1 protein-coding gene is annotated in these 18,106 nt (G+C 61.9%); it reads left to right on the forward strand.

Annotated elements, in window-relative coordinates; all coding sequences use genetic code 11:
* Window positions 1-29: 29 nt before the first annotated feature.
* Window positions 30-18,035, forward strand: a complete 18,006-nt coding sequence (locus FZF21_RS10355) for an Ig-like domain-containing protein (protein WP_149121375.1) — start codon at window positions 30-32, stop codon at window positions 18,033-18,035.
* Window positions 18,036-18,106: the final 71 nt, after the last annotated feature.

The following is an 18,106-nucleotide window of genomic DNA, read 5'->3' on the forward strand; positions in this document are numbered from 1 at the left end:
GGAATACGCGCACCTGCAAGGAGAAGAATATGAGTACCGCAAAAGTTGTTGATGTCATCATTCGCAAAACGGCAGAGAAGACGAAATTAACCGGAGAGGGGAATCTCTCGGTCTCTATTTCCTCACCGAGCGTGATTGAAATTCAGGGTTCTGCTCAGGACGTGGTGCGTTATGTCCGCCAGGGGAATGACCTCCTCATTTATATGAAAGATGGCAGCGTGATCCGCTGCAATAATTATTTTGTCGAAGACACGGAAACCCATAATCATTCCGAGCTGGTATTTAACGATAACCAGGCGTTGACGCATATTTCATTTGCCGATGCCGGGGAAGCATCAGGCGTTGCCGCCACCGAATTAACCGCACAGGCTGCACCCATTAGCAGCATTGAACCTTTCCTGGAGCAGGGAAGCGTCTTAAGCGATGCGCCGTGGGGCTGGATTGCCGGTGCGGCGTTAGGGGGCGGTGCGATCGGCGCACTGCTGGCTCACGGCGGCGATGGTGAAACCAAAACCAGGGTTATTGATAATACAAAAGAAGTCGAAAGCGCCACGCCGACATTTTTGCTGACGGACAACGCGGGTGACAAGCAGGGCGTGCTGAGTGCAAAAGCGGTCACGGATGACAACACCCCCACCTTCAGCGGTACCGGGCAGCCGGGCGCGACCATTCAGGTTAAAGACGGCAACGGCAGCACCATCGCCAGCACCATGGTTGCGAAGGACGGCACCTGGACGGTAACACTCCCGACCCAGGCGGACGGGGAACATACCTGGTCCGTCGTACAGATCGACGGCAGTAAATCGACCTCTGCGGGCAGTATTACCGTAACCGTTTCTACAGCGGATACCAGCGTGACGCTCGCCACCACGGCGGGCGATAACGTGATCAACGCCAGCGAGCAGGCCGCTGGCTTTACGCTGTCCGGCACCAGCAAAAACCTGGCCCAGGGAACGGCGCTTACCGTCACGCTCAACGGTAAAACCTATACCGCAGAAGTGGGGGCAAACGGCGCATGGAGCGTGAAGGTCCCTGCTGCCGACGCACAGGCGCTGGGCGATGGTACCTGGACGGTCAACGTCAGCGGAAAAGACGCGGCGGGCAACACCGTGTCCGGCAGCCAGACGATTGGCGTGGATACCGCCTCGCCAGTGATCTCTGTCGACACGATCGCCCAGGACAACATCATCAACGCGGCTGAACATAATCAGCCGCTGACGCTGACCGGGAAAACCGATGCGGAAGCGGGCCAGATTGTGACGGTCACGCTGAACGGCAAAAATCACACGGCGACCGTGGGCAGCGACGGCAGCTGGTCCGTTACGCTTCCGGCCAGTGAAGTACAGGCGCTGGCTAACGGCGAGCACACCCTGACGGTAAACGTCAGCGACAAAGCGGGTAACGGGTCATCCACCACCGCCGATTTCACGGTCGATACCGCAGCGCCAGTGGTCACTATCAACACCGTCGCGGGCGACGACATTCTGAACACCAGCGAGCAGGGGCAGGCGCAGATTATTTCCGGCCAGGCGAACGGCGCGGCGGAGGGCGACATTGTCACCGTGACCGTTGGCGGCAAGACCTTTACCGGTGCCGTCCAGGCGGACGGCAGCTGGAGCGTCGGTGTGCCTGCCTCCGTCATTGGCGCGCTGGGGGAAGGTAGCCACAGCATTTCGGTCTCCGTGACCGATGCGGCGGGCAACACCGGCAGCGCGACGCACGGCATTACGCTGAGCGGCAACCCGCCGGAATTTACGCTTGACCCCATCAGCCAGGATAACGTCCTGAATGCGCAGGAGGCCATGCAGCCCCTGAGCCTGAGCGGGACCAGTAATCTGCCGAACGGCAGCGCTGTCACCGTGACGCTGAACAACGTTAACTATCAGGCCACCGTTGAGAACGGTCGCTGGTCCGTTCAGGTGCCGGTTTCCGACGTGCTGGATCTGGCGAATACCCTTTACACCGTCAGCGTCAGCGGCACCGACAGCGTGGGTAACAGCGGCTCCGCCGAGGCGAATCTGCTGGTAGACACCGTGCTGCCGCAGGTGATCGTCAACACCTTTGCCGGGGATAACCTGGTCAATAACGCCGAAGCGGCGGTTGACCAAACCCTCAGTGGACGCGTCACCGGCGCGGCGGCGGGCGATACCGTCTCTGTCACCGTGGGCGGCAAGAGCTACACCGCGACGGTTGGCAGCGACCTCAAATGGAGCGTGACGATCCCATCGGCCGACCTCCAGGCGTTTGGCGACGGCGATTTAACCTTCAGCGTCTCTGTCACCAATGCGCACGGCAATACCGGCACCGGCGTACGTGATATCAACATCAACGCCGAACTGCCGGGCCTGCGCGTGAACACGATCTCTGGCGATGACGTGATTAACGCCATCGAGCAGCAGCAGGATCTGGCCGTAACCGGCTCCAGCACTCATCTGGCCGAAGGCACACAGATCACCGTTACCATCAATAATGTCGAATACGTCACCACGGTTAACGCCAGCGGCAACTGGCAGATTGGCGTGCCGGCGGCGGACCTTCAGGCATGGACGGCGGGAGGCATGACCGTCAGCGTCAGCGCGGAAGATGCCTGGGGCAATACCGTGGCGGCTGAACACCCGATCGAGCTTGACCTGAATGCGGTGGCCGTCACCATTGATACCGTAACCACTGACGATATGCTCAACGCGGCGGAAAAAGGTGCGGATGTCACGCTTTCTGGTCAGACGCAGGGCGTGGAGGCCGGGCAGACCGTGGTGGTGAAATTCGCGGATCAAACCTTTACTGCACAGGTGCAGCAGGACGGCTCCTGGCACCTGACCGTTCCGGCGAGCGCGATGGAAACGCTGATCGACGGGCGTGCGCAGGTGAGCGTCAGCGTGACTAACGTCAACGGCAACAGCGCAGACGCCTCACGCGTGGTGATCGTCGATACGCAGCCGCCAGCCATTACGCTTGATAACCTGACCGACGACAACATCATTAATGCGGCAGAAGCGCAGCAGGATCTGGTGCTCAGCGGCAGCACAACCGCTGAAGCGGGCCAGACGGTCACCGTGACGCTGAACGGTAAATCTTACCAGACCACGGTACAGGCGGACGGTCGCTGGCAGCTGAACGTGCCTGCCGCCGACGTAGGCGCGCTGACCGATGGCAATGTCACCGTGACGGCCACCGTCAGTGACGTGGCGGGCAACAGCAGCAGCGCGGACCGCGTTGGGCTGGTGGATGCCACCGTGCCGCAGGTGATCATCAACGATTTCGTCACCGACACCAACACCGTTAACCAGCTGGCCCATGCTCAGGCGCAGATCCTGAGCGGCTCCGTCACCGGCGCGGCGGCGGGCGATTTGGTCACCATCACCATCAATAACGTGGACTACACCACCGTGGTGGATGCGGCAGGCAACTGGAGCCTCGGCCTGCCTGCGTCCGTCGTTCAGGGGCTGACGGACGGCACCTGGACCATTAACGTCTCCGTGACCGACCAATCCGGCAACACCGGCAGCAGTTCAGTGGATGTGGTGGTCAATACTGTGACGCCCGTTATCGGTATTAACACGCTGGCCGCGGATGACGTGATCAATGCGGCAGAGAAGGGCGAAGATCTGCTGCTTTCCGGTACCAGCAACCAGCCGGAAGGAACCACCATCACCGTTAATCTGAACGGTATCAACTACACCGCCACCATCGACGCCAGCGGCAACTGGAGCGTTACCGTCCCCGCCTCTGCGGTGAGCGCGCTGGGTGAAGCCAATTACACCGTGACGGCGAGCGTCACCGATAATGTGGGCAACAGCGCCGCTGCCACGCACGATGTGCTGGTGGACAGCTCGCTGCCGGTGGTCACCATCAACACCCTCGCGGGCGACAATATCGTCAACGCGGCGGAAGTGGCCGCAGGGCAAACCCTGACCGGAAAGGTTTCTAACGCGGCATCGGGCGATACCGTCACGATTATCCTCGGCGGGCAGACATACACGGCCACCGTACAGGACGATCTCACCTGGAGCCTGCCGTTAACCCAGAGTCAGTTAACCGCGCTCGGCAACGGCGACCTGACCGTATCGGCCAGCGTGACGAACGCGCACGGCAATACCGGATCGTCTTCCCTGGATGTCACCATTGACGCCCAGCTGCCCGGCCTGCGCATTGATACCGTCGCCGGTGACGACGTCATTAACGTTATTGAACACGCGCAGAACCTGGTTATCTCCGGCACCAGCACCGACCTGGCGGCGGGTAGCACCGTCACCGTGACCATCAACGGCAAGAGTTATTCCGCCTCGGTACTGGCGGATGGCAGCTGGCAGGCTGCGGTTCCGGCCGCCGACGTCTCCCGGTGGGCGGACGGGTCGCTCACCATCAGCGCCAGCGCGCAGGATACCTCCGGCAACCCGGTGAATATCGTTACCGTTGTGGATGTCGATCTCGCCCCGGTGGCGATAAGCATCAACAGCGTGACGGACGACAACGTGCTTAACGCGGCAGAAAAAGGCCAGGATCTGGTGCTGTCCGGCTCCTCCTCGAACGTTGAAGCGGGCCAGACCGTTACCATTATCTTAGCGGGTAAAACCTGGACCACGACGGTCGATGCCAACGGCGACTGGACCTGCACCGTACCGGCTGCCGATCTGAGCGGCCTGAAGGACGGCGACGCCAGCGTACAGGTCAGCGTCACCAACGTGAACGGCAACGCGGCCTCTTCCTCGCAGGCATTCAGCGTCGATACCGCCGCGCCAGCGGTCACCATCAACACCATCAGCGGCGACAACATGCTGAATGCGGCAGAGGCGGCGCAGGATCTGACCCTGAGCGGAACATCTACTGCCGAAGCAGGCCAGACGGTCACCGTGACCTTCAACGGCAATCAGTACACCGCCCAGGTGCAGGCGAACGGCAGCTGGACGCTGGACGTTCCGGCGGCGGATATGGCAGGCATCACCGACGGCAGCGCGGCGGTCACGGTGACCGTGTCCGATAAAGCGGGCAACCCGGCCAGCGCGGGGGCGTCCGTGCTGGTCGACACTACCGTGCCGCAGATTACCTTCAACATTGTGGCGGGCGACGGCATTGTTAATATTGCCGAGCACGGCCAGGCGCTGATTGTCACCGGCAAGGTGACGGGCGCGCAGGCGGGCGATGTGATTACCCTGAGCCTGAACGGCAAAGACTACACCGCGATGCTGGATGCGTCCGGCAACTGGAGCGTGGGCGTTCCGGCGACGGACGTGGGCGCGCTGGCTAACGGCGATCAGACGATCTCCGCCACACTCACCGATAAAGCGGGCAACAGCACCAGCGCGACGCACGCGTTTGACGTCTCCCTGACCGCGCCGGTGATTGCCATCAATACCCTGGCGGTTGACGACGTGATCAACGCGACCGAAAAAGGCCAGGACCTGTTGATCTCCGGCACCAGCAACCAGCCGGACGGGACCCGCATCACCGTAACCCTGAACGGTATCAGTTACGCCGCCACCACCGATGCCAGCGGTAACTGGAGCGTCACCGTTCCGGCGGCAAACGTCTCGGTACTGGGCGAAGCGAGCTACAGCGTGACGGCCAGCGTGACCGATACCGCGGGTAATAGCGCGAATACCAGCCATAGCGTGCTGGTCGACAGCGCGCTGCCGCAGGTCACCATTAATGCGGTTGCCACCGACGACGTGATTAACGCGGCGGAAGTGGCTTCCGGACAAACCCTGAGCGGGAAAGTGAGCGGCGCGGCGAGCGGTGACACTGTCACGATCGGTGTCGGGGGCAACATCTATACCGCGACGGTTCAGGACGACCTGAGCTGGTCGGTTAACGTGGCGTCTGACGTCTTAACCGCTATCGGTAACGGCGATCTCACCGTAACAGCGAGCGTGACCAATGGCCACGGCAACACCGGCACCGGCGAACGCGACATCACGATTGATGCCAGCCTGCCGGGCCTGCGCGTGGATACCGTAGCAGGCGACGATGTGATCAACAGCATCGAACATGGTCAAAACCTGATTATCACCGGCTCCAGCGACGGGCTGGCGAGCGGATCGGCGCTGACGGTCACCGTCAACGGCAAAACCTACGCGGCAACCGTGCTGGCGGACGGCACCTGGACGGCGGCTATTCCGGCGGCGGATGTCGCCGCACTGAGCGCAGGCACAATCACCGTGACCGTTGACGGCCAGAGCGCGGCGGGTAACCCGGTTTCCATCAGCCACGACGTGAAAGTGGATCTGGCGGCAGTCGCCATCAGCATTAATCCGATTGCCTCTGACGACGTAATCAACGCGGCTGAGAAAGGCGCGGACCTGGTGCTGTCTGGCTCGACCACCAACGTGGAAGAAAACCAGACCGTTACCATCACCTTCGGCGGCAAGTTGTACACTGCGACGGTGGATGCCAGCGGCAACTGGACGGCGACCGTACCGTCTGCCGATTTGGGCGGACTGAAAGACGGCGACGCCAGCGTGCAGGTCAGCGTCACCAACGTGAACGGCAACAGCGCCTCGGCGGGCCGCGAATACAGCGTGGACGCCACCGCGCCGACGGTGTCCATCGAGATCGTCAGCGACAACAACATCATCAACGCGGCCGAAGCGCAGCAGGATCTGGTCGTTAACGGTGTCTCCAACGCCGAAGCGGGCCAGACCGTGACCGTGACGCTGAACGGCGTGGACTACACCACCACCGTACAGGCGAACGGCAGCTGGAGCGTCACCGTACCGTCTGCGGATATCGGCGCGATTACCGACGGCGATTACACCATCACGGCAGCCGTCGCGGATAAGGCGGGTAACCCGGCCTCGGCGGACCGCGATGTGCTGGTGGATACCACGGTGCCACAGCTGACCATTAACACCGTTTCCGACGACGACGTGATCAACAGCGCCGAGCACGCGCAGGCGCTGATTGTCACCGGTTCCGTGACCGGTGCGGCGGCGGGCGACGTGGTGACCGTCACCATCAATAACAAAGATTACACCGCGACCCTGGACACTTCCGGCAGGTGGAGCGTGGGCGTGCCTGCGGCGGACGTGAGTGCCCTGGCCGCCGGGGATTACACCATCACCGCGGCGCTGACCGATAAAGCCGGAAACAGCAACAGCACAACGCACGAGGTTGAAGTCAACCTCACCGCGCCGGTGCTGACCATTGACACCGTGTCCGGTGACGATGTGATCAACAGCAGCGAGAAAACGCAGGATCTGACCATCACAGGTACGGCTTCCGGGCTGGCAGCGGGCGCGGTGGTCACCGTGATGCTCAACGGCAAAGCGTACAGCGCCACGGTGGACACCAATGGCCAATGGACCACAACCGTTCCGGCGAGCGAGGTGGGGCAACTGGGTGAAGCGCTTTACACCGTGTCGGCCTCCGCGACGGACAGCGTCGGCAACAGCTCCAGCACCTCGCACACCGTGAACGTGGAATCCGTGCTGCCTGGCGTCATCATCAACACCGTGGCGGGCGACGACGTGATCAACGCAGCGGAGCTGGCAACCGGCCAGACCATTAGCGGCACAGTGGTGAATGCCGAAGCGGGCAACACCGTGACTGTGTCTGTTGGCGGCCACAGCTACACCGCAACGGTACAGGACAATCTCACCTGGTCCGTCAGCGTACCGGAATCTGTGCTCGCCGCGCTGGGCAATGGCGATCTGACCGTGACCGCCAGCGTCACGAACGGCGTGGGCAACAGCGGCAGCGGCGAGCGCGATATCACTATCGACGCGAATCTGCCGGGCCTGCGCGTGGACACCGTAGCGGGCGATGACGTGATTAACAGCATCGAACACGGGCAGAATCTGATTATCACGGGTTCAAGCGACGGCCTGACGGCGGGCACAGCGCTGACCGTCACCGTAAACGGTAAAACCTATCCGGCTACCGTGCTGGCAGACGGCACCTGGAGCGCGGCGATCCCTTCTGCGGACGTGAGTGCCCTTGCCGCAGGCACGGTCACCGTGAACGTTGAAGGCCAGAGCAGCGCGGGCAATCCGGTGACTATCAACCATGATGTGACGGTGGATCTGGCAAACGTCGCCATCAGCATTGACGCCATCGCTTCCGACGACGTGATCAACGCCGCCGAGAGGGGTGCGGATCTGGTGCTCTCCGGCACCACCTCGAACGTCGAAGAAAACCAGATCGTCACCATCACCTTCGGCGGCAAGAACTACACCGCCACGGTGGACGCTGAGGGTAAATGGACCGCCACGGTGCCGTCTGCGGATCTGACCGGTCTGAAAGACGGCGACGCCAGCGTGCAGGTCAGCGTCACCAACGTGAACGGCAACAGCGCGTCTGCGGGACGCGAGTACAGCGTGGATGCTACCGCGCCGTCCGTGACCATCAACACGATTGCCACCGACGATATCCTGAACGCCACGGAAGCGCAGTCCGACCTGGCAATCTCCGGCACCAGTACCGCCGAAGCAGGCCAGACGGTGACCGTATCGCTGAACGGCAAAGATTACACCACAACCGTCAGCGCGAACGGCAGCTGGACGCTGAACGTGCCGGCAGCTGACCTTGCAGGATTAACCGACGGCAGCGTCACCGTGACCGCGGCCGTCAGCGACAAGGCGGGTAACCCGGCGTCGGTGGACCACACCCTGGCGGTGGACGTCACCGTTCCGGCAGTGACCATCCACACCGTGGCAGGCGACGACGTGATTAACGTGGCTGAACACAATCAGGCGCAGATTATCAGCGGCTCCGCCACCGGCGCGGCGGCGGGCGATACCGTTACCGTCACCATCGGCGACCAGACTTATACCACCGTGCTGGATGCGGCGGGTAACTGGAGCGTGGGCGTTCCGGCCAGCGTCATTTCCGGCCTCAGCGACGGCAGCGTGACCGTCACTGCGTCAGTCACCGACGCGGCGGGCAATACCGGCAGCGGCACGCATAATGTGACCGTCGATACCGGTCTGCCGTCGGTCAGCTTCAACGCCATCAGCGATGACAACGTCCTGAACGCCGTTGAAAAAGGGCAGGATCTGAGCGTCAGCGGCACCAGCGCCAACCTGGCGGAAGGCACCGTGGTTACCGTGACCCTGAACGGTAAAAACTACACGGCGACAACTGCGGCAGACGGCACCTGGAGCCTGACGGTTCCGGCTGCGGATCTGGCCGGTCTCGGTCAGGCCAGTTACACCCTGAACGCGACGGCCACCAACGGCGTTGGCAACAGCGTGAGCAGTTCTGCGAACCTGCTTGTCGACACCGCGCTGCCAACCGTTACCATCAACACCGTGGCGGGCGACAACGTCATCAACGCGGCGGAAGTGGCGGCAGGCCAGACACTGAGCGGCACCGTGGCGAATGCCGAAGCGGGCAACACCGTGACCGTGACTATCGGCGGCCACAGCTACACCGCAACGGTGCAGAATAATCTGTCCTGGTCCGTCAACGTGCCGTCTGACGTGCTGACCGCACTCGGCAACGGCAGCCTGAGCGTGACGGCGACCGTCACCAACGGCCACGGCAACACCGGCACCGGCGAACGCGAGATCGCTATCGACGCTAACCTGCCGGGCCTGCGCGTGAATACCGTGGCGGGTGACGACGTGGTCAACACCATCGAGCACGCGCAGAACCTGGTTGTTTCAGGCTCCAGCGACGGCCTGACGGCGGGCACGGCGCTGACGGTTACCGTCAACGGTAAAGATTACGCGGCAACGGTACTGGCAGACGGCACCTGGAGCGCGGCGATCCCGTCCACCGACGTGAGCGCGTGGCCGGAAGGCACCGTGAAAATCAGCGTTACCGGTGACAGCGCGGCGGGTAATCCGATCACCATCAGCCACGACGTGACCGTGGATCTGGCTACCGTTGCCATCAGCATCAATGCGCTTGCCACCGACGACGTGATTAACGCGGCGGAGAAGGGCGCGGATCTGGTGCTGTCCGGTGTGACCACCAACGTGGAAGCCGGGCAGACCGTGACCATCAGTCTGAACGGCAGGATCTACACCACCACCGTGGACGACAGCGGCAACTGGACTTACACCGTGCCGTCAGCGGATCTGGCTGGCCTGAAGGATGGCGACTCCAGCGTGCAGGTGAGCGTCACCAACGTGAACGGCAACAGCGCCTCGGCGGGCCGTGAGTACAGCGTGGATGCTACCGCGCCGTCCGTGACCATCAACACGATTGCCACCGACGATATCCTGAACGCCACGGAAGCTCAGTCAGACCTGGCAATCTCCGGCACCAGTACCGCCGAAGCAGGCCAGACGCTGACCGTATCGCTGAACGGCAAAGATTACACCACAACCGTCAGCGCGAACGGCAGCTGGACGCTGAACGTTCCGGCGGCGGATCTGGCAGGATTAACCGACGGCAGCGTGACGGTCACCGCCTCAGTCAGCGACAAGGCGGGTAACCCGGCGTCGGTTGACCACACCCTGACGGTGGACGTCACCGTACCTGCGGTGACCATCCACACCGTTGCAGGTGACGATGTGATTAACGTGGCTGAACACAATCAGGCGCAAATTATCAGCGGCTCCGCGACCGGCGCGGCGGCGGGCGACACCGTCACCGTCACCATCGGCGGCCAGTCGTACACCACCGTGCTGGATGCGGCGGGTAACTGGAGCGTGGGCGTTCCGGCGAATGTGATTTCAGGCCTCAGCGACGGCAGCGTGACCGTCACTGCGTCAGTCACCGACGCGGCGGGCAATACCGGCAGCGGCACGCATAATGTGACCGTCGATACCGGTCTGCCGTCGGTCAGCTTCAACGCCATCAGCGATGACAACGTCCTGAACGCGGTAGAAAAAGGGCAGGATCTGAGCGTCAACGGCACCAGCGCCAACCTGGCGGAAGGCACTGTAGTCACCGTGACCCTGAACGGTAAAAACTACACTGCGACGACTGCGGCAGACGGCACCTGGAGCCTGACGGTTCCGGCTGCGGATCTGTCAGGCCTCGGTGAAGCCAGCTACACCCTGAGCGCGACGGCCACCAACGGCGTGGGCAACAGCATCAGCACTACGGCGAACCTGCTTGTCGATACCGCGCTGCCAACCGTCACCATCAACACCGTGGCGGGGGACAACGTCATCAACGCGGCGGAAGTGGCCGCAGGCCAGACCATTACCGGTAAGGTGGCGAACGCGGACATCGGTAACACCGTGACGGTGAACATCGGCGGCAACACCTATACCGCGACGGTGCAGAGCGATCTGACCTGGTCCGTTAACGTGCCGGAATCCGTCCTGACCGCGCTGGGCAATGGCGATTTAACGGTGTCAGCAACCGTCACTAATGACCATGGCAATACGGGAACGGGCGAGCGCGATATCACTATCGACGCCAGCCTGCCGGGCCTGCGCGTGGATACCGTCGCGGGCGACGATGTGATTAACAGCATCGAGCATGGGCAGAACCTGATTGTCACCGGCTCCAGCGACGGACTGGCGGCAGGCACTACGCTCACCGTGACCGTCAATGGCAAAACCTATGCGGCCTCCGTGCTGGCAGACGGTACCTGGAGCGCGGCGATCCCGGCAGCAGACGTCGGGGCCCTGGCTGCGGGCACGGTTACCGTGACCGTTGCAGGCCAGAGCGCGGCGGGCAATCCGGTCTCTATCGGCCACGACGTCACCGTCGATCTGGCAGCCGTGGCGATCAGCATTGATGCCATCGCCACCGACGACGTGATTAACGCGGCGGAGAAAGGTGCGGATCTGGTGCTTTCCGGCAGCACCTCCAATGTGGAAGAGAACCAGACCGTGACCATCACCTTTGGCGGCAAGTCTTACACCGCCAAAGTCGATGCCGACGGCAACTGGACGGCCACCGTGCCTTCCTCGGATCTTGCGGGTCTGAAAGACGGCGACGCCAGCGTGCAGGTGAGCGTGACCAATGTGAACGGCAACAGCGCGTCTGCGGGCCGGGAGTACAGCGTGGATGCCACGGCGCCAACCGTGACCATTGACACGGTAGCCGGCGACAACGTGATCAACGGCAGCGAAGCGGCTGCGGGCGTGGCCATTTCCGGCACCACCACGGCTGAAGTCGGTCAGACGGTAACCGTTAACCTCGGTGGAAACAGCTATACCGCACAGGTTCAGCAGGGCGGCGTCTGGAGCATTAACGTGCCGGCCGCCGATCTGTCCACTCTGGCGGATAACGGCTACACCGTGCAGGTGAGCGTGAGTGACGCCGCGGGTAACCCGGGCAGCGCGGGCAAAGCGATTACGCTCGATACCACGCCGCCGACCGTCAGCTTTAACGTCGTGGCGGGCGATGACGTCATCAACAGCGTTGAGCACGGGCAGGCGCAGGTCGTCAGCGGCACCGCAACCGGCGCCAGCGTCGGCGATAAGCTGGTCATCACGATAGGTTCGAACCAGTACACCACCACCGTTGACGCCAGTGGCAAATGGAGCGTGGGCGTTCCTGCCAGCGACATTTCTGCCCTGACCGACGGCACCGTGACCCTCAGCGCGACAATCACCGACAGCGCGGGCAACAGCAGCACCCAGACCCATGACGTGGTGGTAAATACCGCATCGGTCGCGCTGACCGTCAACACCCTCAGCGGCGATGACGTGATCAATGCGGCAGAAGCGGGGGCGTCGCTGGTCATCAACGGCTCCAGCGCGCAGTTCGCCAGCGGTACGCAGGTCACTATCACCCTGAATGGTAAGAGCTATACGGCCACTATCCAGAGCGATGGCTCCTGGACAACCACCGTACCGGCCGCCGACGTGGGCACCCTGGCCGACGGCGCGAGCTACCAGGTTTCTGTTTCGGCGCAGGACAGCGCCGGGAACAGCGCCTCGGCGACGCACACCATCAGCGTGGACACCACCGCGCCGGTGATTAGCGTGAACACGTTGTCGGGCGACGATGTGCTGAATGCGGCGGAAGCCCAGCAGCCGCTCACCGTACACGGCTCTTCCAGCGCGGAAGCAGGCCAGACGGTGACCGTCACGCTGGGCGGGAAAACCTACACTGCGCTTGTGGCAAACGACGGCACCTGGACGCTCGACGTCCCGGCCGCCGATCTTGCCAACCTGAGCGAAGGCGCGCTGACGGTCACCGCGTCGGTGAACGACAAGGCGGGTAATAACGGCCAGACGACGCATACCTTAACGGTCGATACCGTCGCGCCAGCCGTGACCATCAGCACCGTGGCCGATGACGATATCGTCAACAACGCCGAGCAGCTGGCGGGACAGACCATCAGCGGGACCACCACCGCGGAGCAGGGCCAGACGGTGACCGTCTCCTTCAACGGCCACAGCTATCAGGCGACCGTGGCGGCGAATGGCTCCTGGTCCGTCTTCGTACCGGGACGCGACTTCCTCGGACTGAGCGACGGGGATTACACCATTACGGCTACGGTGAGCGATAAGGCAGGTAACCCGGGCAGCGCAACGCACGACGTGACGCTGAACGGTGACGTGCCGACCATCGCCATTAACACCTTTGCGCAGGATGATATCGTCAACGCCGCCGAGCACGGCACGCCGCTGGTTATCAGCGGCACCACCGATGCGCCAACGGGCCAGACGGTGACCATTACGCTTAACGGTAAAACCTACACGGCTACCGTTCAAAATGACGGCACCTGGAGCTATACGGTCGGCAGCGCAGACGTGACCGCGCTGGCGGACGGCGGTTCGTACGTGATTAACGCGCAGGTGAGCAACGCCATCGGCAACAGCGCCAGCGATAACCATACCGTTACCGTGGATCTCACCGCACCGTCGATGGGGATCAGCATTGATTCCCTGCACAACGATACCGGCCTCAGCGCGAATGACTTCATCACCAACGACAGCCAGGTGGTGGTGAATGGTTCCCTGACCGCGCAGCTCGGCAATAACGAGAAGGCGCAGATCAGCCTTGACGGCGGTACCACCTGGATTGACCTGACCGTCACCGGCACCACCTGGCGCTACACCGATGGCCGTACCCTGACCGACGGTACGTACCAGTACCAGGTGCGCGTGATCGACAATGCGGGCAACGTTGGAGCAACGGACAGCCAGGACGTGGTGATCGATCTGACCAAGCCTGCGGCGGCGACCATTACCGTGGATTCCGTCTCGCAGGATACCGGCCTGTCAGACAGCGACTTCATTACCAGCGACAACCAGATCAGCCTGAAAGGGACGCTTAGCGCGGCCCTCGGCAGCGGCGACCACGCCCAGATTAGCCTCGACGGTGGCGCAACCTGGACTGACGTGAGCGTCAGCGGCCTGAGCTGGACGTATGTTGATGGCCGTACGCTGACCGACGGTGATTACAACTATCAGCTGCGGGTGATTGACGACGCGGGGAATATCAGCGCCACTACCAGCCAGGTGGTGACCGTTGATACCGTCGCGCCGGACGCCAGCAAAACGATCGCTATCGACAGCATCAGCGACGATACCGGCCTGAGCAGCAGCGACTTTATCACCAATGATACCTCCCTGACGCTGCACGGCTCGCTCGGCGCAACGCTGGCCGACGGCGAATATGCCCAGATCAGCATCGACGGCGGGGTCACCTGGCAGAACGTGATCGTCACCGGCAACAGCTGGTACTACGTGGACGGCCGCACGCTGGGTAACCAGACCTATGACTACTACGTTCGCGTAGTGGATGCGGCAGGCAACGTGGGTGCCAGCGCTCATCAGCAGGTGACGGTCGATACGGTCGCGCCGGATGCGGCGATTACGGTGACCGTGGATAACATCACCGTCGATACCGGCTTCGACAATAACGACTTCCTGACCAGTTCGACCTCGTACACGCTCAACGGGACGCTCGGGGCCGAACTCGGGGCGGGTGAGTATGTGCAGGTGAGCATGGATGGCGGCACCACCTGGGTTTACGCCACGGTAAGCGGCACCCGGTGGAGTTATAACGACACCCGCACCCTGGCCGACGGCGACTACCGCTATCAGGTGCGGGTTGTCGATCAGGCGGGCAACGTTGGGGCCACCACCACGCAGGACGTGACGGTGGATACCCAGGCGCCGCAGTACGGCATCACCATTGACAGCATCAGCGAAGATACCGGGCAGTCCGGGAGTGATTTCATCACCATGGACACCTCGCTGACGATCAACGGCTCGTTGGGCAGCGCGCTGGCCAGCGACGAGCGCGTACAGATCAGCCTCGACGGCGGTAATACCTGGATTGACACTACCGTCACTAACCAGCGCTGGAGCTATACGGATACCCGCGATCTGGCGGACGGGGATTACACCTACCAGGTGCGGATCATCGACCAGGCGGGCAACGTCGGCTCAACCTCTTCGCAGGTGGTAACGGTTGATACCACGCCGCCTGACACGGTGGGAACGGTGGTCAGCTATACCGACGGGGAAGGTGAACGTACAGGCACGTACGGCGCATCAGTCGCGACGGACGATACCTCGCCGCTGATCAACGGTACGCTTAACCGCGCTCCGGAAGATGGCGAAATCGTGCAGCTTTACCGGGACGGGATCTTGCTGGGTCAGGTCACGATGAACGGCAGCGCAAGCTGGTCCTATCAGGACAACGGCCTGCTCGACGGGAATCACACCTATATTCTGCGCGTCACCGACAAAGCCGGTAACTACACGGAATCGGATGGCTTTGTGCTGAACGTCGATACCAGCATCCCGACCACCACCGCGGCGATTACTGCCCAGACCACCTCGGATACCACGCCGATTGTCAGCGGTACGGTCTCCGCAGACCTGGTGAACGGTGAATATCTGGTGGTGACGGTGAACGGGAAAACCTACACCTCCCAGACCGGCGGTGCGGTGGTCGTCGACCCGGATCACAATACCTGGTATCTACAGATCCCGGACAGCGATGCCCTGAGTGTGGCGAGTTACGACGTAACCGCGCAGGTGAAGAGTAGCGCGGGCAACGGTAACACCACCGGTACGGCAACCGGTAGCCTGGTGATCGATACCACCTCGGTGAATACCGACTGGGCGACCACTGCGGGGAACAGCAACAACTCAACCATGACTCTCGGCATGAACAGCAGCGGGCTGTGGAATATCATTGCTAATGGACAGTCTTATTCCAGCAGCGATGATTCAACCTATGCCGGGAATACGTTAACTAACACCCGTAGCTACTATGTGGTGAGCCAGACGGCAGCTGACTTTGACCGTAACGGCACGCAGGATATCTTTGCGACGGAGAACACCTACGCGGGCTCTACGCAGGTGATGTGGACCTACGATGGCAGCAGCTACACCGCCAGCCAGCTGGCGATGGGAACCACCATCTGGTACGGCGGCGTAATTGCCTACGATAAAACCGGCGATGGCTATCTTGATCTGGCGTACGGCGATGCCGGTATGGACTCCCTGACCTACCTGGTGAATACCAACGGCGTTCTGTCGCCGGACGGTACCGGCGGGGAAGGTGGATTCTACGGCCAGTTCGATTCCGGGCGTGAAATCTCCGGCGTCGACCTGAACAACGACGGTACCGTGGACATCGTGCAGCACACCAACCGCAGCGGGGCGTATTCGCTCACCGTGATTAACAACAACGGGAACGGTACGCTTTCCATTGGCCAGAACCTGACCAACGTGTTTGTGGCCAACGCCTCGAATACCACCACGGCGGCCTCCATGACGTGGGCGGACTTTAACGGCGATGGCTACATGGATCTGTACCTCGGCAGCAGCTACAACAACAACGGCGGGGTGATTTACTACAACGACGGTACCGGGCAGCTTTCCACGACCAAAAGCGCGGTGGAAGCCTCTAACGCCACGGCGGGCTATCTGTCGGTGGCGGTAGACTGGAACGGTGACGGGCAGATGGACATCATCAAGCTCAGCACCTACGGCAGCTCACAGACGGCGACCCTGTTCACCAACAACGGCTACGGCTCAACCTGGACTTCAAGCCAGCTGGCTTCTGGGCTGGCCAACGTCACCGGCGTCGCCGCGGTGGACTACAACTGGGACGGTGCGCAGGATCTGCTGGTGTCTCAGCAGAACGGTAAGGTGGTGCTGGTGCAGAACAATGCGGAGATCGCTGACGGTACCGCGATGCATCTGCACATTGTCGATAGCGAAGGCATCAACGCGTACTACGGCAATACGGTCAATCTGTATAACGCTGCGGGCGTGCTGGTGGCCTCGCAGATCATCAACGCTCAGTCCGGCATTGGCTCGAACGATACCTCTGCGCTGGTGAGTTTCTACGGGCTGGATCCGAACGAAACCTACTCGGCGGAGATCGTGAAGATCACCAACGGCGTCTCGGATAACGTCACCTGGACCGGCCTGGACGCGGGCAACGGCAAAGAGGGTTATGTTCTCACCGCCGAAGCGGCCACCGGCGGCCACAGCGGAACCATTACCGGTACCGGGTATAACGACACCTTTATCGCAGAGGATGGGACCTATACCTATAACGGCTCCGGCGGCTGGAATACCCATTCCGACTACGACACCTGGAGCAATACCGGCGGCATGGACGTGGTGGATTATCGTAATGCCACCTCTGGGATAACCGTTGATTTGCGCCTCTCAACGGCGCAGGACACCGGATTCGGTACCACGCGGTTGTTGAATATTGAAGGGATTAACGGCTCCGACTATGACGACGTGATCACCGGCAACAGCGGTGATAACCAGTTCGAAGGCCGGGGCGGGAACGACACCTTCAACATCGGCAGCGGCGGTCACGATACGTTGCTCTATAAGCTGATCAACGCGTCTGACGCGACGGGCGGCAACGGTAGCGATGTGGTGAACGGCTTTACCGTCGGCACCTGGGAAGGGACGGCGGATACGGACCGTATCGATCTGCGCGACCTGCTTTCCGACAGCGGCTATACCGGAACCGGCTCGGCGAGCTACGTGAACGGCGTGGCGACGCTGGACAGCAGCGCGGGCAACATCGCCGACTACATCCGCGTTGTGCAAAACGGCAGCAACACCGAGATCCAGGTTGACCTGGACGGGACGGGCGGTCAGTTCACGCCCACCACGCTGGTGACGCTGAACGGCGTGCAGACGGATCTGGCGACGCTGTTGGCCAATCATCAACTGTTAATTGCGTAAAACAACGCCGCGGGGAGCGATCCTCGCGGCCTTTTGCGTTTCTTTACACGAATAGCCATAACCCTATATTT

It is taken from the genome of Enterobacter sp. LU1, assembly GCF_008271405.2.
Lineage (GTDB): Bacteria > Pseudomonadota > Gammaproteobacteria > Enterobacterales > Enterobacteriaceae > Enterobacter > Enterobacter hormaechei_C.

Excerpts from the sequence above, each read along its gene's own strand:
- FZF21_RS10355 (WP_149121375.1), top strand. The coding sequence starts at position 30 with ATGAGTACCGCAAAAGTTGTTGATGTCATCATTCGCAAAACGGCAGAG.